23 protein-coding genes and 1 tRNA gene are annotated in these 20,229 nt (G+C 72.7%); 14 read left to right on the top strand and 10 right to left on the bottom strand.

Going from position 1 to position 20,229, the window contains the following annotated elements:
• Window positions 1-86: 86 nt before the first annotated feature.
• Window positions 87-683, top strand: coding sequence for a histidine phosphatase family protein (locus ACZ4UB_RS21690; RefSeq protein WP_468072307.1), 597 nt, complete (start codon window positions 87-89; stop codon window positions 681-683).
• Window positions 684-712: 29 nt separating this feature from the next.
• Here the strand turns inward: ACZ4UB_RS21690 and ACZ4UB_RS21695 are convergent, their stop codons facing one another.
• Complete coding sequence (locus ACZ4UB_RS21695; RefSeq protein ID WP_468072309.1) at window positions 713-2,056, bottom strand: tetratricopeptide repeat protein; 1,344 nt, start codon at window positions 2,054-2,056, stop codon at window positions 713-715.
• A gap of 258 nt (window positions 2,057-2,314) precedes the next feature.
• Between ACZ4UB_RS21695 and ACZ4UB_RS21700 the strand changes: the two genes are divergently transcribed.
• The 3 genes from ACZ4UB_RS21700 to ACZ4UB_RS21710 all read left to right on the top strand — a co-directional run bounded on the left by ACZ4UB_RS21700 (window position 2,315) and on the right by ACZ4UB_RS21710 (window position 4,410).
• The gene (locus ACZ4UB_RS21700) at window positions 2,315-2,737 is read left to right on the top strand and encodes a hypothetical protein (protein WP_468072311.1); all 423 of its coding nucleotides are present in this window, start codon (window positions 2,315-2,317) and stop codon (window positions 2,735-2,737) included.
• 47 nt (window positions 2,738-2,784) lie between these two features.
• Entirely contained in the window at window positions 2,785-3,693 is a 909-nt protein-coding gene (locus ACZ4UB_RS21705; RefSeq protein ID WP_468072313.1) for a spermidine synthase, read from the top strand.
• A gap of 111 nt (window positions 3,694-3,804) precedes the next feature.
• A complete protein-coding gene (locus ACZ4UB_RS21710; protein WP_468072315.1) occupies window positions 3,805-4,410 on the top strand; it encodes a hypothetical protein in 606 nt (201 codons plus the stop codon).
• Between the two features lie 30 nt (window positions 4,411-4,440).
• Here the strand turns inward: ACZ4UB_RS21710 and ACZ4UB_RS21715 are convergent, their stop codons facing one another.
• Window positions 4,441-4,977: a hypothetical protein gene (locus ACZ4UB_RS21715; RefSeq protein ID WP_468072317.1), complete on the bottom strand. Its 537-nt coding sequence runs from the start codon at window positions 4,975-4,977 to the stop codon at window positions 4,441-4,443.
• A gap of 79 nt (window positions 4,978-5,056) precedes the next feature.
• Between ACZ4UB_RS21715 and ACZ4UB_RS21720 the strand changes: the two genes are divergently transcribed.
• The 6 genes from ACZ4UB_RS21720 to ACZ4UB_RS21745 all read left to right on the top strand — a co-directional run bounded on the left by ACZ4UB_RS21720 (window position 5,057) and on the right by ACZ4UB_RS21745 (window position 9,291).
• Window positions 5,057-5,746 carry a response regulator transcription factor gene (locus ACZ4UB_RS21720; protein ID WP_468072319.1) on the top strand — a complete coding sequence of 230 codons (690 nt, stop codon included), beginning with the start codon at window positions 5,057-5,059 and terminating at the stop codon, window positions 5,744-5,746.
• Window positions 5,747-5,771: 25 nt separating this feature from the next.
• Window positions 5,772-7,172, top strand: coding sequence for a sensor histidine kinase (locus tag ACZ4UB_RS21725; RefSeq protein ID WP_468072321.1), 1,401 nt, complete (start codon window positions 5,772-5,774; stop codon window positions 7,170-7,172).
• A 129-nt stretch (window positions 7,173-7,301) separates the two neighbouring features.
• Window positions 7,302-7,466, top strand: a complete 165-nt coding sequence (locus ACZ4UB_RS21730) for a DUF5993 family protein (protein ID WP_354382495.1) — start codon at window positions 7,302-7,304, stop codon at window positions 7,464-7,466.
• 11 nt (window positions 7,467-7,477) lie between these two features.
• Window positions 7,478-8,113 (top strand): disulfide bond formation protein B, encoded by a 636-nt coding sequence (locus ACZ4UB_RS21735; protein ID WP_354382494.1) that lies wholly within the window; start codon window positions 7,478-7,480, stop codon window positions 8,111-8,113.
• 95 nt (window positions 8,114-8,208) lie between these two features.
• Window positions 8,209-8,922 (top strand): NADPH-dependent F420 reductase, encoded by a 714-nt coding sequence (locus tag ACZ4UB_RS21740; RefSeq protein WP_468072324.1) that lies wholly within the window; start codon window positions 8,209-8,211, stop codon window positions 8,920-8,922.
• A 66-nt stretch (window positions 8,923-8,988) separates the two neighbouring features.
• Window positions 8,989-9,291, top strand: coding sequence for a hypothetical protein (locus tag ACZ4UB_RS21745; protein ID WP_468072326.1), 303 nt, complete (start codon window positions 8,989-8,991; stop codon window positions 9,289-9,291).
• A gap of 17 nt (window positions 9,292-9,308) precedes the next feature.
• Here the strand turns inward: ACZ4UB_RS21745 and ACZ4UB_RS21750 are convergent, their stop codons facing one another.
• Window positions 9,309-9,827 carry a MarR family winged helix-turn-helix transcriptional regulator gene (locus ACZ4UB_RS21750; RefSeq protein ID WP_468072328.1) on the bottom strand — a complete coding sequence of 173 codons (519 nt, stop codon included), beginning with the start codon at window positions 9,825-9,827 and terminating at the stop codon, window positions 9,309-9,311.
• Between the two features lie 155 nt (window positions 9,828-9,982).
• On the opposite strand from ACZ4UB_RS21750, the gene ACZ4UB_RS21755 reads away from it, so the two are divergent.
• A complete protein-coding gene (locus ACZ4UB_RS21755) occupies window positions 9,983-10,870 on the top strand; it encodes an NAD(P)H-binding protein (RefSeq protein WP_468072330.1) in 888 nt (295 codons plus the stop codon).
• On the opposite strand, the gene ACZ4UB_RS21760 is transcribed toward ACZ4UB_RS21755, so the two are convergent.
• The 4 genes from ACZ4UB_RS21760 to ACZ4UB_RS21775 all read right to left on the bottom strand — a co-directional run bounded on the left by ACZ4UB_RS21760 (window position 10,862) and on the right by ACZ4UB_RS21775 (window position 13,665).
• A tRNA-His gene (locus ACZ4UB_RS21760) sits at window positions 10,862-10,934 on the bottom strand. The two genes, ACZ4UB_RS21755 and ACZ4UB_RS21760, sit on opposite strands and share 9 nt — an antisense overlap.
• A gap of 105 nt (window positions 10,935-11,039) precedes the next feature.
• Window positions 11,040-11,642 (bottom strand): oligoribonuclease, encoded by a 603-nt coding sequence (orn, locus tag ACZ4UB_RS21765; RefSeq protein WP_468072332.1) that lies wholly within the window; start codon window positions 11,640-11,642, stop codon window positions 11,040-11,042.
• Window positions 11,643-11,795: 153 nt separating this feature from the next.
• On the bottom strand, window positions 11,796-12,968 hold the full coding sequence (locus ACZ4UB_RS21770; protein ID WP_354382488.1) for a helix-turn-helix domain-containing protein: 1,173 nt from the start codon (window positions 12,966-12,968) through the stop codon (window positions 11,796-11,798).
• Between the two features lie 376 nt (window positions 12,969-13,344).
• Window positions 13,345-13,665 (bottom strand): hypothetical protein, encoded by a 321-nt coding sequence (locus tag ACZ4UB_RS21775; protein ID WP_468072334.1) that lies wholly within the window; start codon window positions 13,663-13,665, stop codon window positions 13,345-13,347.
• A 415-nt stretch (window positions 13,666-14,080) separates the two neighbouring features.
• Between ACZ4UB_RS21775 and ACZ4UB_RS21780 the strand changes: the two genes are divergently transcribed.
• Window positions 14,081-14,611, top strand: a complete 531-nt coding sequence (locus ACZ4UB_RS21780; RefSeq protein ID WP_354382486.1) for a universal stress protein — start codon at window positions 14,081-14,083, stop codon at window positions 14,609-14,611.
• 155 nt (window positions 14,612-14,766) lie between these two features.
• Complete coding sequence (locus ACZ4UB_RS21785; RefSeq protein ID WP_468072336.1) at window positions 14,767-15,333, top strand: GPR1/FUN34/YaaH family transporter; 567 nt, start codon at window positions 14,767-14,769, stop codon at window positions 15,331-15,333.
• 58 nt (window positions 15,334-15,391) lie between these two features.
• Here the strand turns inward: ACZ4UB_RS21785 and glmS are convergent, their stop codons facing one another.
• The 3 genes from glmS to ACZ4UB_RS21800 all read right to left on the bottom strand — a co-directional run bounded on the left by glmS (window position 15,392) and on the right by ACZ4UB_RS21800 (window position 18,565).
• Entirely contained in the window at window positions 15,392-17,209 is a 1,818-nt protein-coding gene (glmS, locus tag ACZ4UB_RS21790; protein ID WP_354382484.1) for a glutamine--fructose-6-phosphate transaminase (isomerizing), read from the bottom strand.
• Between the two features lie 67 nt (window positions 17,210-17,276).
• Window positions 17,277-17,552 (bottom strand): hypothetical protein, encoded by a 276-nt coding sequence (locus ACZ4UB_RS21795; RefSeq protein WP_354382483.1) that lies wholly within the window; start codon window positions 17,550-17,552, stop codon window positions 17,277-17,279.
• A gap of 107 nt (window positions 17,553-17,659) precedes the next feature.
• The gene (locus ACZ4UB_RS21800) at window positions 17,660-18,565 is read right to left on the bottom strand and encodes a DUF4429 domain-containing protein (RefSeq protein WP_468072338.1); all 906 of its coding nucleotides are present in this window, start codon (window positions 18,563-18,565) and stop codon (window positions 17,660-17,662) included.
• A gap of 42 nt (window positions 18,566-18,607) precedes the next feature.
• Here ACZ4UB_RS21800 and ACZ4UB_RS21805 point away from each other — a divergent pair, with 42 nt between their 5' ends.
• Window positions 18,608-20,200 (top strand): beta-N-acetylhexosaminidase, encoded by a 1,593-nt coding sequence (locus ACZ4UB_RS21805; protein ID WP_468072340.1) that lies wholly within the window; start codon window positions 18,608-18,610, stop codon window positions 20,198-20,200.
• Window positions 20,201-20,229 lie beyond the last annotated feature (29 nt).

Consider the following 20,229-nt stretch of genomic DNA (forward strand, 5'->3'; position numbering starts at 1 on the left):
CAGACCATATGATCCACGGCATACGCGCGAAAACACTGGCGAAGCCGACAACGCCTGTGAACCCTCACGGACCGGGAGAAAACGACATGGCCCCCCGCATCCTGCTGGCCCGTCACGGACAGACCGCCTGGTCCTTGTCCGGCAAGCACACGGGACGTACGGACGTCCCGTTGCTGGAAGAGGGGAAGCGGGGCGCCAAGCTGCTCGGCGAGCGCCTGGTCCGCGACCCCTGGGCGGGCCTGCCGGGGATCGAGGTCCGCACCAGCCCGCTGATCCGCGCGAGCGAGAGCTGCGACCTCGCCGGCTTCGGGCTCCAGGCGATGCCCTGGGACACCCTCATGGAGTGGGACTACGGCGACTACGAGGGCATGACCCCGGCCGAGATCCACGCGGTCCGGCCGGGTTGGCTGATCTGGCGCGACGGGGCGCGCGGCGGCGAGACGATCGCCGACGTCTCCGCGCGGGCGGACGAGGTGGTCACCTGGGCCCGCTCGTCCGAACGCGACGTGTTGATCTTCGCCCACGGCCACATCCTGCGCGCCCTCGCCGCCCGCTGGCTCGGCCTGGACATCTCCTTCGGCGCCCGGATCAAGCTGGACCCGACCTCGCTGTCCGTCCTCGGCTGGGCCTACGGAGCCCCGGCGCTGGAGCGCTGGAACGACACCGGGCACCTGGACGCGTAGGCCCGGGCGACGGCGCGGACGGGCCCCGGTCAGGTCGAGGCGTGCCGGGTCAGGAAGGCGCCGACGCGCGGTGAGCGCTGGTGCGGGACCAGCGCGCGGGCCGTGCCGGAGAGCCTCGACTCGACCCGGGTCGACTGCACCTCGGCCAGCAGGTCCAGCACCCGGTGGCCCGCCCAGGCCGCCTCGTCCGGGGCGCCCGCGCGGGCCAGGTCGTCGGCCAGCTCCGAGGTGTAGAGGGCGACGTTCCGGGCGAAGTGCGGGTCCTGGAGGTCGGCGGCCCGCCGCGCGTGCCGGGCGGCGCGGGAGTACTCGCCCAGCGCCGCCCAGCAGCGGGCCTCCAGGAACTCCAGCTCCGCCTCGCCGAAGAACGACATCCACTCGGGGTCGGCCGCGGCCGGGCCGCGCGAGAAGTGGGTGTGGGCGCGGGTCAGCGCGTCCTCGCAGGACCTGCGGTCCGCCATCCCGGCCCAGCCGCCCGCCTCGCGCAGGGCCAGCAGGGACAGCAGCCGGGCGGAGCCGAGGTTGCGGGCCGCCCGGGAACCGGCCTGGGCCGCCCGGACGGACTCGCGGGGCCGCCCCTGGTCCCCGGCGAGGAAGGCCGCGTTGCTGAAGGCGTGTGCTTCCAGGGCCGCGTCGCCGCAGACCCGGGCGGTGGCGAGGGCCTCCGCGTAGTGCGAGCGGGCGTCCTCGAAGCGGCCCGAGTCGTGGGCCAGCCAGCCCACCGAGATGGCCAGCTCGCCGGCGCCCGCGTGCAGCCGGTCCTCGGTGGACTGGCGGGTGGCGCCGGCGTCCAGCAGCGCGTAGGCGGTGCGCAGCGGTTCGGCGGCCTTGCGGTAGAGGGCGTCCGCGCCGTGCCGGTCGTCCAGCAGGCGGATCTGGCGTACGGCGTCCTCGACCGCCGCGGCCTCGGCCTCGCCGGCCCGTGCGGGGACCCGGCGGCCCGCGCCGAGGAGGGGGAGGCTGAGCGTCGCGGCCGCCGCGACGGTCGCGGAGCCACCCGCCATGAATGCGCGACGCAGCACGTCGCTCTCCTTGGAGGAATGCGTGAAGCCTGGGAACAGGGACAGGGGTGGAGAGGGGATCCGGGGCGAGGGGACCCGGTGCGCGGACCGGCCGCGTACCGCCTCGCGGGGGGAGAAGCCGAGATCGGTGAGCGTGTGCCCGGGAAACATGTGCAGAAACACGCGCTCGTAGGCGTAGTTGGGACAGCGGATCTCCCCCGACTCGACCCGACCGATGTAGCGGGCGTCGCAGGAAACCGTTTCTCCGATCTCTTTCGCCGCCCGGCGCACCATGCCCGCGAACTCGGCGGGGGAACGCTGTCCCCGGAGGCGTCGGAACGATGAGTTGGGTGAGTGGGGGGACGCCGCCATGGACGTGACCTCTCTGGCGAGGAACGCTGCCGGCGATCTGGGGCCCGGCGCGCACGAACGTACCGCCAGGGAGGGTCGACCCACACGGTGTTTGCCTACAAAACGGATATCTCACCCGCGATCCGCCATGAACTGCCATCCTTTGCGGCGCCTTGTCGCCGCACCCGTTGACGACTCCGTGCGTTGAACCATGCGGACCGGGAGGAGACTCCCGGCCGGCACGCGCATCGAGGAGGGGTTCCCTTGTTGGAGGGCGGCATGGAGACCAGTGGCACGAACACCGCGACCGAGCCGGGCACGGCTCCGACCGGAACCCCGGCGGGCGTCCCGGCCCCGGACCTGGTGACTGTGCCCGCGCGACAGGGGCTGGAGGCGGTGGACATCATCCGCCGCGCCGCCGCCCGGGACAGCGGAGTGGGCCCGGTCCTGCACGACGGCTCCGGCGACACCCTCGGTTTCCTGGTACCGCCCGGCACCGCCGACGGCTGGGACCTGCCGGGCAGCGCCTGTACGCAGACCAACGGGCGCGGGATCCGGCTCTTCGGCGAATCCCCCACGGCGGGCGGCACCGGCTGGCTGCTGCCCCCGGACACCACCGGTCCGGTCACCGATCCGGAGGTGCTGCGCGCCGCCCTCGGCGAGGCGGCCCGGCTGATCGAGGCCGCCGACAACTGCCGCTGAGGCAGCGGTGACGGGCTCGTGATCTGGGACGACGCCATAATGGCGGCATGGCAAAGGGTAGGCAGCGCGGCGAACGGGGCGGCAGCGGGAGCGGCAGTGCGGGCGGGAGCGGACGCGCGGCGGCCGCCGGGCCCCTCGTCGGACCGGTCGACGGCGGCACGGCGGAGCTGGCGCCCGACCGCGAGCGCGCCCGCGCCTGGACCCTGCTGATCGACGGCGCCCCGCAGTCCCACGTGGACCTGGACGACCCGCGCCATCTGGACTTCTCCTACCAGCGCCGGATCGGGCACCTCATCGACCTGGTCGCGCCCGCCCGCCAGCCCCTCAACGTGCTGCACCTGGGCGGCGGAGCCTTCACCCTGGCCCGCTACACCGCGGCCACCCGCCCCCGCTCCACCCAGCAGGTCGTGGAGATCGACGCGGGGCTGGTGGCCTTCGTACGGGCCCACCTCCCGCTGGACCCGCAGGCGCGGGTCCGGGTGCGGACCACCGACGCGCGGGCCGGGCTCGGCAAGGTCCCGGACGGCTGGGCGGACCTGGTGATCGCCGACGTGTTCGGCGGCGCGCGCACCCCCGCGCACCTGACCAGCACCGAGTTCCTGGACGACGTACGCCGGGTGCTGAACCCCACCGGGTGGTACGTCGCCAACCTCGCGGACGGTCCGCCGCTCACGCACCTGCGGGGTCAGATCGCCACCGCCGCCTCCCGGTTCGAGCAGCTGGCGATGGCCGCGGACCCGGTGGTCTGGCGGGGCAAGCGCTTCGGCAACGCGGTGCTCGTGGCCGCCGACCGGGAGCTCCCGGTGGCCGAGTTCACCCGGCGGGTGGCGAGCGACCCGCATCCGGGGCGGGTCGAGCACGGACGCGAACTGGCCGCCTTCGCGGGCGGAGCCGCGCCGGTGGCCGACGCGGCCGCGGTGGCCTCGCCGGTGCCGCCGCCGTCCGTCTTCCGCTGATCGGCCCTCACCCACGGGAGGGAAGGCCCGTCATACCCGTGGGCGACGTCCGCGGCGGGCGGGCCGATCAGGATCGGGGGCGACACCACTTCCTGAGGGGGAGACGCCACCATGATCAAGCCGACGTCGCGCACAGCCGCCCCGCTCGTCCTCGCCGCCGTGCTGGCGACCGGCGCCCCCGTGCCGGCCAGCGCCGCGCCCGGGCCCTCCGACGGCCGTCCCGCGGCGGCGACGGCCCCCGGCGTGGCCGGTATCGCGGGGTGGTCCCGCATGGACTACGCCGACCCGCGGGACGAGATCCAGATCTTCGTCGACGCCCACGGCCTCTTCACCCCGCGGGGCGGTCGGACCGGGCCGGCGCGCTCCTGGGGCACCTTCCGCATCCAGCACTCCATGGGCGCGAAGGACGGCGAGCCCGCGTCTTTCAACTGGGGCGACTTCACGGTCGACTGCGTACGCGTCGACGGCCCCGACGTGGCCGTGACCGGCAGGATCGTCGACGCCGGTCCGGGCTGGCAGATCTTCCTGAACCGCGAACGGCCCGCCCGCATGGGGCTGAGCTTCCACGTCCCCGCGCCGGGCGCCGGTGCGACCCGCATCGGGATCACCCCGCCGGCCCCGGACGGGCAGCCCGAACTGCCGATGTGCTCGACCTGGGCCCCCGACGCGGACGCGCTCGGGGGCGCCTACACCGTCACGGACACCCGCCGCCACTGACGCGGCCGGGCGCGCGGCACAGGACGCGCCCTAACCGTCGACGACCTCGACCAGCGGCGGGTGCCCGTTCCAGGTGCAGAAGACGGACACCGCCCGGTTGTCCCGGGTGAAGTTCACCCGGATCCACTGCGACTGCTTCCACACCTGCATCCGCCACCCCGCGTCCGGGGTCGCGGAGACCAACTGGCCCGCGGTGCCACCGAGGTCGAAGACGACCCGGCCGCCCGTGACCGCGTAGCTGCGCACGCTCCCGCCGTCCTCGCCCGCGGGCCGGCCGTACGACTGCTCCCGCGGCGGTGGCGAGGACGTCCGGGCGCTCGGTGACGGGGCCGCGGTGGACGCGGACGCGCTCGGCGACGCGGCGGGGGAGGACGGGGTGGCGGACGCGGGGGCGGGCGTACGGGCGTCCCCGGTCGAGGAGGAGCGCGGCAGCGCGGTCAGCGGCACGGCGCGCGGAGGATCGTAGGCCGTACCGGACATGACGGTGTGCACGCCCCACCACGAGAGCGTCACCGCTGCTCCGGTCGCCAGCGTCCAGGCCAGTGCGTGGACAAGTCCTCGATGCATCAGGGGCCATACTGCACCACCCGATCGAGTGGCGGCCCGAGGGCTCCGGGGGTCCCTCGAATGGCGTACGGTGCCGCTCATGGCAAGTGTGCTCGTGGTCGAGGACGACCAGTTCGTACGTTCCGCCCTCATCCGGCACCTGACCGAGGCCTCCCACACCGTGCGGAGCGTCGGCACCGCCCTGGAGGCCCTGCGCGAGGTCGCGCACCACCGCTTCGACGTGGTCGTCCTGGACCTCGGGCTGCCCGACCTGGACGGTTCGGAGGCGCTGAAGATGCTGCGCGGGATCACCGACGTACCGGTGATCATCGCGACCGCGCGCGACGACGAGGCGGAGATCGTCCGACTGCTCAACGACGGGGCCGACGACTACCTCATCAAGCCCTTCTCCGTCGAGCACCTCTCCGCCCGGATGGCCGCCGTCCTGCGCCGCTCCCGCGCCGCCACCGGCGCCGAACCGCCCTCGCGGGTGCTGCGGGTGGGCGGGCTGGCCATCGACCCGCTGCGCCGCCAGGCCGAGCTGGACGGGGCCGTACTGGACCTGACCCGGCGCGAGTTCGACCTGCTGACCTTCCTGGCCGGGCGGCCCGGGGTGGTCGTGGCCCGGCGGGAGCTGCTGGCCGAGGTGTGGCAGCAGTCCTACGGCGATGACCAGACGATCGACGTCCACCTGTCCTGGCTGCGCCGCAAGCTCGGCGAGACGGCGGCCAGCCCGCGCTACCTGCACACGCTGCGGGGTGTGGGCGTCAAGCTGGAGCCGCCCCTGTGAGCCCCGACCGTGTCGGCGGCCCGCGATGAGGTGGGCGCTCGTCAAGGTGTGCCTCGCGGTCACCACCATGGTCGTCGCGGCCTTCGCCGTCCCGCTCGGGCTGGTCGTCCGGGAGATGGCCAGCGACCGGGCCTTCTCCAACGCCGAGCGGCAGGCCGCCACCATCGGCCCCACCCTCTCCATCACCACCGACCCGCTCCAGCTGCGCAAGGCCGTCGAGTCCACACAGATGGGCGCGGCGCGCCGGATGGCCGTGCACGTCCCGGCCGTCGCCGGCGCCGCCGCGGTGGACATCGGCGGGCCCGGGGAGAGCGGCGCGGGCTGGGCGGGAGCGCAGGCGGTCGCCGAGACCCGCGGCTACGGGCGCGGGATGACCACGTCGGTGCCGGGCGGCGGTTCGGCGCTGCTCCAGCCGACCGCCCTCGGCTCCGGCGACATCGCGGTGATCGAGATCTACGTGCCCGAGAGCGAGGTCAGCAACGGGGTCACCACCGCCTGGCTGGTCCTCGCGGGCGTCGGACTCGCCCTGATCGTGGGCTCGGTGGCGGTCGCCGACCGGCTCGGCGCGCGCCTGGTGCGCCCGGCCGAACGCCTCGCGGACGCCGCGCACCGGCTCGGCGAGGGGAAGCTGGGCGCGCGGGTGTCCGAGGAGGGGCCGAAGGAACTCCGCTCGGCCGCCGTCGCGTTCAACTCCATGGCGGACCAGGTCGTGGAACTCCTCGCCAGCGAGCGGGAGCTGGCCGCCGACCTCTCGCACCGGCTGCGCACACCGCTGACGGTGCTGCGGCTCAACGCTGCCTCGCTCGGGGACGGCCCGGCGGCCGAGCAGACCCGGGCCGCCGTCGAACAGCTGGAGCGCGAGGTGGACACCATCATCCGGACCGCGCGCGAGCAGCGGCCGACCGCCGCGCAGGGCTTCTCGGGCGGCGGGTGCGACGCCTCGGAGGTGATCCGGGAGCGGATGGACTTCTGGTCGGCGCTGGCCGAGGACGAGGGCCGCGAGGTGCGGCTGGCGGGCGTGGACCGGGTGGTGCGGATCCCCGTGGCCCGGCCGGAGCTGGCGGCCGCGCTGGACGCGATGCTCGGCAACGTCTTCCGGCACACCCCCGAGGGCACCCCCTTCGCGGTGGACGTGCACGACGCGACGGACGCGGTGATCGTGCTGGTCTCGGACGCCGGGCCGGGGATCGTCGACCCGGACGCGGCGCTGCGGCGCGGGAACGACGGGGGCCGGGACGGGTCCACGGGCCTGGGCCTGGACATCGTGCGCCGGGTCGCGGAATCGACCGGCGGGGACGTCCGGCTGGGGCGCTCGGTGCTCGGGGGGACCGAGGTGCGGGTGTGGATCGCGCTGGACGGGCGGACCCGCGGCGGGTCGGCCGGCGCGCGCGGCCGCCGGGGCGGTCGGCGCAAGCGGAGCAGGTGAGGCGGAGCGGGTGCGGGCGGGGCCGCCGGGGGCGGGGGACGGTACCGGGGCGGCGCAAGTGACGTAACCGCAGGCGGGCGGGGGCGCGCCTGGTGAGGGGCGCGGCGTGCGATCGGTACGGTCCGGCGCATGGACACCCTCATCTTCGGTGGCCTCCTCGCCACGATGATCGCGATGTGCCGGGACTCGTCCCGGACGATCGTGCTCGCGGCCTGGTGGGTCATGCTGCTCGCCGTGATCCTGCTGATGGCGCACCACATCACCAGCGGCCTCGCCCTGACCTTGAGCTACTGACCGTGGCCACGATGCGCAGCATCATGCCCGAGGCCCCGCTGGAGGGCGGGCTCCTGGGGCGGGTCCAGTACTGGTTCGCCTGCGTCTTCGCCATCGGCTGGACGGGGGTCGTCTGCGGGGGCCTCTTCTTCCAGTTCGGGCTCTGGGAGTACCCGTGCCCGCTCTGCATCGTGCAGCGGATGTTCATGCTGCTGGCCGCGATGGGGGCCGCGTACATCATCCGGACGGGCATCAGCACGGGGGCGGTGACCGGGCGGGACTACATGACGGGCTGGGGGCTGGCCCTGGTCGCGGTGATCGCCGGCTCCTTCGCCTCCTGGCGGCAGACGATGCTGCACGTCCTGCCGGGGGACGAGGGGTACGGGAGCGAGGTCCTCGGCCTGCACCTGTACGTCTGGGCGTGGGTGCTCTTCCAGGCCTCGGTGGTCGCGATCGGCATCGTCCTCGCCTTCGCCCACGCGACGGCGGACCGGGCGGTGCCGGAGGACGGGCCGTACCGGACGGTGGGGCTGTTCGCGCTGTGGTTCCTCGGCGCGGTGATCGCGGTGAACGTGGTGGCCGTCTTCTTCGAGGAGGGGTTCCACTGGTTCCTCCCCGACGACCCGACGAAGTACCGGCTGCTCTACGACATCGGGATCCTCGGCTGACGGAGGGGCCGCATCCTGTTGGTGCCGCGGCCCGGTCAGCCCTTACCTTCAGGGCGTTGCGACCTCAACTCACGTTCCACGAAGGGAAGTCCGAAATGCGCTACGCAGTCCTCGGTACCGGGATCGTCGGCCGGACGCTCGCGGGGAAGCTCGTCTCCGTCGGCCACGACGTGGTGATCGGCACCCGGGACCCGGCCGCCACGCTCGCCCACACGAGCGAGGACCCCGCGGCCCCCTCCTACGCCGACTGGCAGGCGGCCCACCCCGAGGTGGGGCTGGCCGCCTTCGCGCAGGCCGCGGAAGGGGCCGACGTGCTCGTCAACGCGACCGGCGGACGGGCCAGCCTGCTGGCACTGGCCACGGTGGACCCCGCCCACCTGGAGGGGAAGGTGCTGATCGACATCGCCAACCCGCTCGACTTCTCCCGCGGGTTCCCGCCCGGCCTCGACCCGGTCGACAGCGACAGCCTCGGCGAGCAGATCCAGCGCGCCCACCCGGGGCTGCGCGTGGTCAAGACCCTCAACACCATGCAGTGCGCGGTGATGGTCGACCCGGGCCGGGTCGCCGGTGAGCACCACGTCTTCGTCTCCGGGGACGACGCGGAGGCGAAGAAGGAGGTGCGGGAGCTGCTGTACTCCTTCGGCTGGCCGCAGGCGGCCGTCCTCGACCTCGGTGGGATCGAGACCGCGCGGGGCACCGAGATGCTGCTGCCGATCTGGCTGCGGCTGATGGGCTCCCTGGGGCACGCCGAATTCAACTTCCACATCCAGGGCGCGGGCGCCGCGGGCGGCGGTGGCGGGAGCCACTGACGGGTGCGGATGTGTTGCCGGGTCGGGTGGGCGCGCCGAGTGTGGGCGTGACGGAAGGAGTCACGCATGAGAGTCATGCTCCGCGCCCATTTCGACACGGTCGCCGCCAACGAGGGCATCAAGAGCGGCGCCCTGCCCGCGGCGGTGGGCAGGATGATGGACACCCTGAAGCCGGAGGCCGCCTACTTCGGGCTGTCGGAGGGGGTGCGGACCTGTTGGCTCGTCTTCGACATGCAGGACAGCTCGCAGCTGCCGCCCGTGGGCGAGGACCTCTTCCTGCAGTTCAACGCGGAGGTCGAGATCTCTCCCGTGATGAACCGCGACGACCTGGCGAAGGGGTTGGAGGCGCTGAAGGCGACGAGCGGCTGACGAGCGGCTGAGGGTCGTCAGCCGGTCGGTGCGTCGGCCGCGCCCGAGGCGAGGCGGTGGGCCTGGGCGCGGCCGACCTCGGCGGCGCGGTGCAGGTAGTCCGCGATGACCTGCAGCTCCGCGTCCGAGTAGCTCGCCAACACCTCACCGAAGGCGCGGCCCGGGGTCTCCCAGGCCGCGCCGATGCGTGCGCGGGCCTCGGGGGCGAGGGCGACGAGGGAGCGGCGGCGGTCGTGCGGATCGGCCCGCCGCTCGACGATCCCCGCCTTGACCATGCGGTCCACGAGGCGGGTGGCCGAGCCCGAGGTCAGGCCGGTGAGGCGGGCGATGTCGCCGGTGCTGACGGGGCCGGGCTCGATGTCGAGGAGCGCGATGCACTGGAGGTCGGTGGGGTGCAGGCCGACGTGGTCGGCCATGGCCTGGCTGAAGAGGGAGTAGTCGGCGTAGTGCCGCTGGCTCTCGGTGATGACGCGCGCGAGCAGCTCGGCGCGGCTCCAGGCCGGGGAATCACCCGAAGGAAGTGAATCGGTTGACATCGGCATCTCCGTGCTCCAAATTTAACTGTGTGACGCAGAGGGTGTGTCGCACAGAATCTGCGCCACGTGTTCATCGTAACCCGGGCGCACCGCCGAAGCGCATCACCGAAGCGCATCACCGAGGCGCATCACCCCATGGGAAAGGACCCACCGTCATGACCGTCCTCATCACCGGAGGCCGCGGAGCCGTCGCCCGAGGTCTCGCCGCCCTCCTCGCCGAGCGCGGCGCCGCGTTCCGGCTCGCCTCCCGCGAGCCCACGGGTGCGCCCCCGGGGGCCGTGCACTGCGACCTGACCGATGCCGCGACCTTCCCGGCCGCCCTCGAAGGCATCCGCTCGGTGTTCCTGTACGCCGCCGCCGAGCAGGTCGACGCCTTCACCCGGGAAGCCGTCCGCGCCGGAGTGGAGCACGTCGTGCTGCTGTCCTCCTCCAGCGTCCTGGACCCCGGCGCCCGCGAGAACGCGCTGGCCGCGTCCCACCTCGCCGTGGAGGAGGCCCTGCTGGCCGCGCCGCTGCGCACCACGCTGCTGCGCCCCGGATCCTTCGCGAGCAACGCCCTCGGCTGGGCCCGGTCCATCCGCGCGGGGGCGCCGGTGCGGCTGCCCCACCCCGGCTCGCACAGCGATCCCGTCCATGAGGCGGACCTCGCCGAGGCCGCCCTCGCCGTCCTCACCGACCCGGAGCTCGCCGGCCGCGCCCACACCCTCACGGGGCCGCGGTCGCTGACCTTCCTGGACCAGCTGGAGGTGCTCTCCGGCGCGCTGGGGCGGCCCGTGCCCCACGAGGAGGTCACCCCGCAGGCGTGGAAGGACTCGGTCGCCGCGTTTCTCCCCGGGCCGTACGCCGATGCGCTCCTGGCCCACTGGGCCGCCGGGGTCGGGGTCCCCGCGCCCATATCCGGGTCCGTGGAGCTGCTCACCGGGCACCCGGCCCGTTCCTTCGCCGACTGGGTCGAGGACCACAGGGAGGAGTTCGGTGCCTGCGCCAACGCGAAGGGCCCCGGTCCGCTCGCGCGTACCAGGGCCCTTCAACAGGGTGAGTGACGGGACTTGAACCCGCGGCCACCTGGACCACAACCAGGTGCTCTACCAACTGAGCTACACCCACCATGCCCGGCGGGAATCCCGACCGGCCGATTAAAAGGGTACAGGGTCCGAGAGGGTGCTCGCTCCCACCTTTTCGCCGGCCCGTGGGCACCCGCCCGCTGGGCCGCTATTCAGCGGGGATGACGTGCTTCGCGGCGATGGTGCGCGCGGTGTCCGAGTCCGGTCCGGGCTGCGGGACGAAGACCGCTTCGCGGTAGTAGCGCAGCTCGGCGATGGACTCCTTGATGTCCGCGAGTGCCCGGTGGTTGCCGCTCTTGGGCGGGCTGTTGAAGTAGGCCCGCGGGTACCAGCGGCGCGCCAGCTCCTTGATCGAGGACACGTCCACGATCCGGTAGTGCATGTAGGCCTCGAGCGTGGCCATGTCGCGCAGCAGGAAGCCGCGGTCGGTGCCGACCGAGTTCCCGCACAGCGGGGCCTTGCCCGGCTCCTTGACGTGTTCCCGTACGTAGGCCAGGACCTGGGCCTCGGCGTCCGCCAGGGTGGTCCCGGCCGCCAGTTCGTCGAGCAGGCCGGAAGAGGTGTGCATCTCGCGCACCACGTCGGGCATGGTCTCCAGGGCGGCGTCCGGCGGGCGGATCACGATGTCCACGCCTTCGCCGAGCACATTGAGCTCCGAGTCGGTGACCAGTGCGGCCACCTCGATAAGTGCGTCGTCCGCCAACGAGAGCCCGGTCATCTCGCAGTCGATCCACACCATGCGATCGTTCATGCGTCCCACCTTATGCGGAGCTTCCCCGTCTACGGGCCCCCCGGAGGGCGCGGGTGTGCGCCAGAGTGCGCCCCCGCCGCAACGCGCAGGTCCCCCCGGCCCTGATCAAGGGTCGGAGGGACCTGCCGTTCGGCGGTGTACGCCCGGTGGGGACTACGCGTGCTCGCGCAGCACCCGGCCGGGGGAGTACAGCTCGGTCACCGACGGTCCGGTGGCCGCCAGGGCGGCCGCGGCCCGCTGGGGCTGCGGCGTGCGCTGGTGCGGAACCGGCCCGTCCGAGAGCTGCGACACCTGCGGCACGTCGACCTGCGGCCGGCGCGCCCGGTAGGCCGAGCGGTAGGCGGCGGGGGAGGACCCCAGCTGCCGTCGGAAGTGCCCGCGCAGCGCGACCGGCGAGCGGAAGCCGCAGCGCCCGGCGACCTCGTCGACCGAGTAGTCGGAGGTCTCCAGCAGCCGCTGTGCCTGGAGCACCCGCTGGGTGATCAGCCACTGCAGCGGCGCACTGCCGGTCAGCGAACGGAACCGCCGGTCGAAGGTGCGCCTGCTCATGTAGGCGCGCGCCGCCAGCGTCTCCACGTCGAACTGCTCGTGGAGGTGTTCCAGCGCCCAGGCGACGACCTCGGCGAGCGGATCGGCGCCGATCTCCTCCGGCAGCGACCGGTCGAGGTAGCGCTCCTGGCCCCCGGTGCGGCGCGGCGGCACGACGAGTCGGCGGGCCAGTGCCCCGGCCGCCTCACTGCCGTGGTCCGTGCGCACGATGTGGAGGCACAGGTCGATTCCGGCCGCGGTGCCCGCGGACGTCAGCACGTCGCCGTCGTCCACGAAGAGTTCGCGCGGATCGACATGGACGGACGGGTACCGCTTGGCCAGCGTCGGCGCGTACATCCAGTGCGTCGTCGCGGGTCGGCCGTCGAGCAGACCGGCGGCGGCGAGCACGAAGGCTCCCGTGCACAGCCCGACGATCCGGGCCCCCTCCTCGTGCGCCTGACGCAGTGCGTCGAGCGCCTCCGGCGGTGGCGGCGAAGTGATGGAGCGCCAGGCCGGGACGACGACCGTGCCTGCCCGGGCGATCGCCTCCAACCCGTACGGCGCGGTCAGTTCGAGCCCGCCGGTGGTCCGCAGTGGACCGTCCTCCCCGGCGCACACGAGCAGTCGATAGCGTGGAACTCCCGCGTCCTGCCGGTCAATGCCGAACACGGAGAGTGGAATGGAACTCTCGAAGATCGGACCGCCGCTGAAGAGCAGCACCGCAACAATTTCCCTGCGGCGGCGCCCTGCGAGCTTCCGGCCGGCGTCCGCGACGACGGCGGTGGAATCCTGGCTCATGGCGCTAAGCCCCCCTTGGGTGTCGCGACTCCTTGGTCTGGTCGCACCTGCACGTTTCCCCTCGGCCTTGCACGTGGATCCCCCGCCGTAAATACATGATCGAATCTACTGCGTCCCGTGGTGTCGGCGTGACAAGTTCAGCACGCAGCGCTATGTCGACTTGGCAACTTGGCGAAAAGCATTCGATCAGGAACCCTTCCACTCCGCCAGGCGGGTGGGAAGTGGGCCGTCCGCTGCTGGCCAGTACACGTAGGGTCTGGGCGCTCCCGCGGCTCTGTCGTCCCTGGTGGTAGGGGGGTTGGCCGGGGCTTCCGGCAAGGGTGGAGTCCGAAAGCGAAGTTGGCTGAAAACATGCGGGCGCGAGTGTGCGAATAAGTCATTCGTGGGTGGAGATCCCGCCGGAACCATGGCATCCGCGGTGTGTTCCGGCCCCGGGGCGGGAGTGCCGGCCGCGGGGTACGGCCCCCGGAGGGAGCGCCACCGGAACCCGGGCCGCGGCCCGTTGGGTCTTCTCCGAGTGGCGCAGCATCACCCGGCACACCGCGGTGACCGTCACCAGCCCCAGGGTCGCGACGGCGGCGCCGTCGAAGGAGGTCCCGTAGACGACGAGGACCACGGGGACGAGCAGGCAGCTGAAGGCGGCCCAGCGCACCACGTCACCCGCGGGGTCGTCGCCGGGCTGGCGAGCCGGGTGCACGGACGAGTGAACGGCCGCGTGGCGGGAAGGCGGGAAGGGCGGGGCGGACTGTGTCGGCGGAGCTGGCTGGACGGGGTGGACCGGATGACCGGGCACGGCGTACTCCCTGCGGGCTCTTCCTGGACGGTCGGACCCTTGTCCAACGCCGGGCGGCGCGGCTCGGTCACTGCGCGCACGGGTGGCTCGTCACTGCCTGTAGGGGGCAGCGGCCATTGCCAAGGAGCCCTCGCTCCGGCATGCTCCCTTCGACGCTCTCCAAGGGCGACAAGGGGCGGCAAGCCCTGTGCACGGCAGGAGTGTCGCCGTACCCTGGGGGGTAAGGGCTTGGGAAGATGGTTTCCCGGACAGACCCCCGTCACCCTGAGTCGCCGATTCCGCGCGACCCTGATCCCGAGGACCTTTCGCCGAGACGCCCATGGCCGGTCACGAATTCTCCGAACCCGCGGACCGCAAGCGCAAATCCCTCGCCGACTCCGTGTCGAGCGACCTGCGCGCGGTGGAACAGACACGTCTCGCCTGCGACCCGGCCTTCCGGCACGGGGTGGTGGTGGGATTCGACGGATCGACGTCCAGCGAGCGCGCGCTCGCCTACGCGATCGGGATGGCCCGGCGCTCCGGCTCCGGCCTGATCATCGTCCACGTGGCCAATCGGCTGCCCACCACCGTGTGGGCGGGCTGTGAGCCACCGGTCTTCGTGGACGTCCCGGACCACCGCACCGAGGTGCTCGGGCTGGAGCTGGCCTGCGCCGACTACCTGACCGAGGTCCCCTGGATCCTGGTGGAGCGCGGCGGGGACATCTGCCACGAGCTGGAGGAGGTCGGCCGCGAGTACTCGGCCGACGCCATCGTGGTCGGCTCCACCCAGGGCTTCGTCGGGCGCATCTTCGGCTCGGTGGCCGGACGCCTCGCCAAGCGCGCCCAGCGGCCGGTCGTCGTCATTCCGTGAGCCGCCCGCGGACCGCCGCGCCGATCACCGCGTGACCGGTTGTGTTCGCTCCGTGACCCAGCCGTGACCCGTCGCGTGGTGGATTGAGCGGTTGTGAAGGGTACATAAAAGTCGCTGGGACACAGCATAAAACTGCAGATCGAAGGGAGCCCGCCGTGGACAACGACGTCTCTGCGGGAAGCACGGCCACGACTTCGACCCTGGGGCACCTGGCCCTGGGTCTGACCCTTCTCGCGTTCGGAATCGGCCACACCGGCATCATCGACGGAGTGTCGGCGGCCGATTCCGTATCGCTCGCCACGTACCTCGGCGGCCTCGCCCTGTTCGTCCTCGGGATCCTCGAGTACCGGGGCGGCAACGGCTTCAACGGCACGGCCTTCGCCGGACTCGGCGTCTTCTGGTTCACCTGGGCCAGCGGCGCGGGCGACAAGGTGTCGGCCCACGCAGGCGGAACGTTTCTGGTGCTGTTCGCCCTGCTCGCGCTGACCCTCACGGTCGGTGCCTCGGGCGGACTGTTCGGGCAGGGCATGTACGCCCTGCTGTTCCTCTCGCTGGTGTTGCTGGCGATCTCGGCCTTCGCGGACAGCGGCTCGCTGGCCAAGGCGGCGGGCTGGGTCGCGGCGGTCGCCGGACTGCTGGGCTGGTACGCGGCCACCGCGGCCCTCGCCAAGTGGCCGATGGCGGTCGGCCGGCGCTCGCGCGGAGCCGTCGCCGCGAGCTGAACGACGAACCGCCCCCCGTGCGCCGTGCGCACGGGGGGCGGTTCGCTGCCGTGGGTGACTATTCGACGGTGACCGACTTGGCCAGGTTGCGCGGCTTGTCGATGTCCCGGCCCAGGGACAGGGCCGTGTGGTAGGCCAGCAGCTGGAGCGGGATCCCCATCAGGATCGGGTCCAGCTCGTCCTCGTTCTTCGGCACCACGATGGTGTGGTCGGCCTTCTCCTGCTCACGGTGGGCCACCGCGAGGATCCGGCCGCTGCGGGCCTTGATCTCCTCCAGGGCCGCGCGGTTCTTCTCCAGCAGGTCGTCGTCCGGCACGATCGCGACGGTGGGCATCGCGGGCTCGATCAGGGCGAGCGGGCCGTGCTTGAGCTCGGAGGCCGGGTAGGCCTCGGCGTGGATGTAGGAGATCTCCTTGAGCTTGAGCGAGGCCTCCAGCGCGACCGGGTAACCGCGGACCCGGCCGATGAACATCATCGACTTGGCCTCGGCGTACGCGGCGGCCAGCTGCTTGATGTCCTCCTCGCCCTCCAGGATCTCCTGGATCTGCGCGGGCAGCTTGCGCAGGCCCTCGATGATCCGCTTGCCGTCGGTGACGGACAGGTCGCGGATGCGGCCGAGGTGCACGGCGAGCAGCGCGAAGGCGACCACCGTGTTGGTGAAGCACTTGGTGGAGACGACGCAGACCTCCGGGCCGGCGTGCACGTACACGCCGCCGTCGGCCTCGCGGGCGATGGCCGAGCCGACCACGTTGACCACGCCGAGGACGCGGGCGCCCTTGCGCTTGAGCTCCTGCACCGCCGCGAGCACGTCGTAGGTCTCGCCCGACTGCGACACCGCGATGTAGAGGGTGTCGGGGTCCACCACCGGGTTGCGGTAGCGGAATTCGGACGCGGGCTCGGCGTCGGCGGGGATCCGGGCCAGGCTCTCGATGAGGCCCGCGCCGATCAGGCCCGCGTGGTACGAGGTGCCGCAGCCCAGGATCTTGACGCGGCGGATGCCGCGCGCGTCGCGCGGGTCCAGGTTCAGGCCGCCCAGGTGCACGGTGGAGAAGCGGTCGTCGATCCGGCCGCGCAGCACGCGGTCGACCGCGTCGGGCTGCTCGGAGATCTCCTTGTGCATGTAGGTGTCGTGGCCGCCCATGTCGTAGGAGGCGGCCTCCCACTCCACGGTCTCGGGCGTGGCGGTGGTCGTCGTACCGCTCGTGGTGTAGGTGCGGAAGTCGTCGGCCTTGAGGGTCGCCATCTCGCCGTCGTTGAGGGTGACGACCTGGCGGGTGTGGGCGATCAGCGCGGCGACGTCGGAGGCGACGAGCATCTCCTTCTCGCCGATGCCGAGGATGACCGGCGAGCCGTTGCGGGCGACGACGATGCGGTCGGCGAAGTCGGCGTGCATCACGGCGATGCCGTAGGTGCCCTCGATGACCTTGAGCGCCTCGCGGACCTTCTCCTCCAGGGTGTTCGCCTGGGCGCGGGCGATCAGGTGGACGATCACCTCGGTGTCGGTCTCGGAGGCGAAGACGACCCCGTCGGCCTCCAGCTTGGCGCGCAGCTCGGAGGCGTTGTCGACGATGCCGTTGTGGACGACGGCGACCTTGTTCTCGGGGTCCAGGTGCGGGTGGGAGTTGTGGTCGCTCGGGGCGCCGTGGGTGGCCCAACGGGTGTGCGCGATGCCGGTGGTGCCGGTGAAGCGCTTGGGGACCTTCGCTTCCAGGTCGCGGACCCGGCCCTTGGCCTTGACCATCTTCAGCGCGGGGGACTTCGGGGTGTTGACGACCATGCCGGCCGAGTCGTAACCGCGGTACTCCAGGCGTGCCAGCCCCTCCAGCAGCAGCGGTGCCACGTCACGCTTGCCGATGTAACCCACAATTCCGCACATACGGTTCTTGCCCCTCCTGAAGTTCGGTGTTCGTGCCCGGCGGCGGCCCCGTGGCCGCCCGGCCGGTTCAGCCGTAGACGATGCGGCGCAGCTGCCGCAGCGAGAGCTCCGGCGGCGCCACGGCGCGGTGCGGCAGTTCGCCGGCGATGCGCTCGAAGATGTCCGCGTTCACCGCGCCGCCGGACTGCAGCTCGCGGTGGCGGCGCCGGACGAATTCCTCGGTCGTCTCGTCGAAGTACGCGAGGACGTCGAGTACCACCCGGGCGGCTTCTCCGCGCTGGAGCGCGGTGCTGCGCACCAGGTGGTCGACGAGGTCGTCATGCGACGTGCGGCGATCGGACACCCGTAGATACTGGCCGGGGATCTCCGGGAATGCAAAGATCCTGCCCGAAATCGGGCAGGATCATGCTGGTACGGACCAATGGAAGCGAATAATCCGGTCGTGGTCGGTCAGAAGCGACGCAAAACGGCCTGCTTCGTCGCCGCGAACTCCTCCGCGGTGAGCACCCCCGCCTGGTGCAGCTCGGCCAGCTCGCGCAGCCGCCGCAGCAGCACGTCGTGGTCCTCGGCCGGAGCCGGGCCCGCGCCGGAGCCGCTCCGTCCGCTCGCGGACAGCTCCCTCGGCGCCGCGCCGGTCGGTACGGCGTCCCGCGGCGCCGCCGGGTGCGGCACCCGCACCACCACGGCCGCCGCGACCAGTGCCATCAGCGGGTCCTTCTTGAAGCCGAACAGCTCGATCGCGTAGGGGTCGTACTTCGCGGGGGGCGCGGACGGCGCCCCCGTCAGGCCGAAGCGGAGCCAGCCGTTCTCCAGCCCCGTCGCCGGGAACCACTCCACCGACGCCAGCGCGTCCACCCGGAAGTCCCGCGGGCCGAAGGAACTCTTGGCCTGCTCCGTCTTCCAGTTCCACTCCAGCGACACCCGGTCCCCGTCGAAGGACACGGTCCCGTCCCCCGCGCCGACCGTGATCGGCACGGCGGGCCCGGTCAGCAGGTACGCGTCCACCGGCCCCGGATCCACCTGCTCCAGCAGCAGGGCGTTGCGCACCTCGTCCACGAAGTACTCCGCCACGCCGCTGCGGTGCGGCTCCACCGTCAGCACGTACGGATCGGAGCCCTCCGGCAGCCGTCCGCCCGTGACCTGGAGCAGCGGATCGGCCCCGTCCCGCAGGCGCAGCCGCAACCGGCCGCCCTTGCGCCCCGGTTCGAAGGAGATCCCCGCCAGCGCGCGCAGCGGGACGACCACCTCACCGAGGGTCTGCCGGAGCAGTCCCACCCCCTTGTCGCGGCCCGGAACGATGCGGACCGCTTCCCCGTCGAAGGTCCAATTGCCGTCCTTCTGGATGATTTCCGCCATCCAGGGATTCTCGCACCGCCCGGGACGCCTATACCTGGCCTCATGAGAGTCCCGCGCACCTGCGCCGCCCTGCTGGTCCTCATGGCGGCGGTCTCCTGCACCGCCGCCCACGGGGACGACGCGAAACCGGGGGCCCCGGCGCCCGTGCTCCCCGCCTTCCAGCGCCTGCTGCCGTCCCCCGAGCAGGCCAGGGCCGCCGCCCCGGGCACCGGCTACCGGCTGGAGCCGGGCACGGTGATCCGCGCCGACCCCTCCTCCCCGGACACCCGGGAGGCCGCCGAACGGCTCGCCGAGCAGCTGCGCGCCAGCAGCGGGTACTCGCTGATGGTGGTGGACGGGGACCAGGCGGACGGGATCCTGCTGCGGATCGACGAGGACGCCGCGGACCTGGGGGCGGAGGGGTACCGGCTCACCTCGGACGAACACGCCGTGGTCCTCACCGCGCACACCCCGGCCGGGCTCTTCTACGCGGCGGCGACCCTGCGCCAGCTCGTGCCGGCGGCGGGCGGCGGGATCGTCCAGGGCGGCACGATCACCGACCGGCCGCGCTTCGCCTACCGCGGCGCGATGCTCGACGTCGCCCGCCACTTCTTCCCGGTCGGCCAGGCCAAGCGGTACGTCGACCAGCTCGCCCAGTACAAGGTCAACAAGCTGCACGTGCACCTGAGCGACGACCAGGGCTGGCGGATCGCCATCGACTCCTGGCCGCGCCTGGCGGAGTACGGGGGCGCCACCGAGGTCGGCACCGGGCCCGGCGGGTACTGGAGCAAGGAGGAGTACCGCTCCCTGGTGACGTACGCGGCCGAGCGGCACGTCGAGGTGGTGCCCGAGATCGACATGCCCGGGCACACGAACGCGGCGCTGGCCTCCTACGCGGAGCTGAACTGCGACGGCAAGGCCCCCAAGCGCTACACGGGGATCAGGGTCGGCTTCAGCTCGCTGTGCATGACCGAGCAGAAGAAGGAGGTGACGCACCGGTTCGTCGACGAGGTGCTCGGCGAGCTGGCGGAGCTGACCCCCGGCCCCTACCTGCACATCGGCGGCGACGAGGCGCACAGCACGAGCGCGGCGGACTACGCGACCTTCATGGACCAGGCGCAGAAGACGGTGGCGAAGTACGGGAAGACGGCCGTGGCCTGGCACCAGCTGTCGGCGGCCCGCCCGGCGGACGGCACGGTGCTCCAGTACTGGGGGACCGCGACCACCTCGGCCGCGGAGAAGGGGAGGGTGGCGGACGCCGCGAGGAGCGGGCACCCGCTGATCCTGTCCCCGGCGGACCGGCTGTACCTCGACATGAAGTACGACCTGACCACGAGGCCGGGGCTGACCTGGGCCGGCTACGTGCCGGTGAAGAAGGCCTACGACTGGGACCCGGGCAGCTACCTGGGCGCGGCCGGAGTGCCGGAGTCCGCGGTGCTGGGAGTGGAGGCCCCGCTGTGGACCGAGACCATCGCGACCCGCGCCGACCTGGAGTTCATGGCCTTCCCGCGGGTACTGGGCCTCGCGGAGCTGGGCTGGGCGCCCAAGGGCGCGCACGACTGGACGGCGTACCGGCAGCGGCTGGCCGAACAGGGGCCGCGCCTCGACGCGCAGGGCGTCACCTTCTACCGGGCCCCGGACGTCCCCTGGTCCTGACCCGTGGCGCCGGGCGGGGGCCGGGGCGG

It is taken from the genome of Streptomyces sp. NPDC028419, from assembly GCF_055565515.1.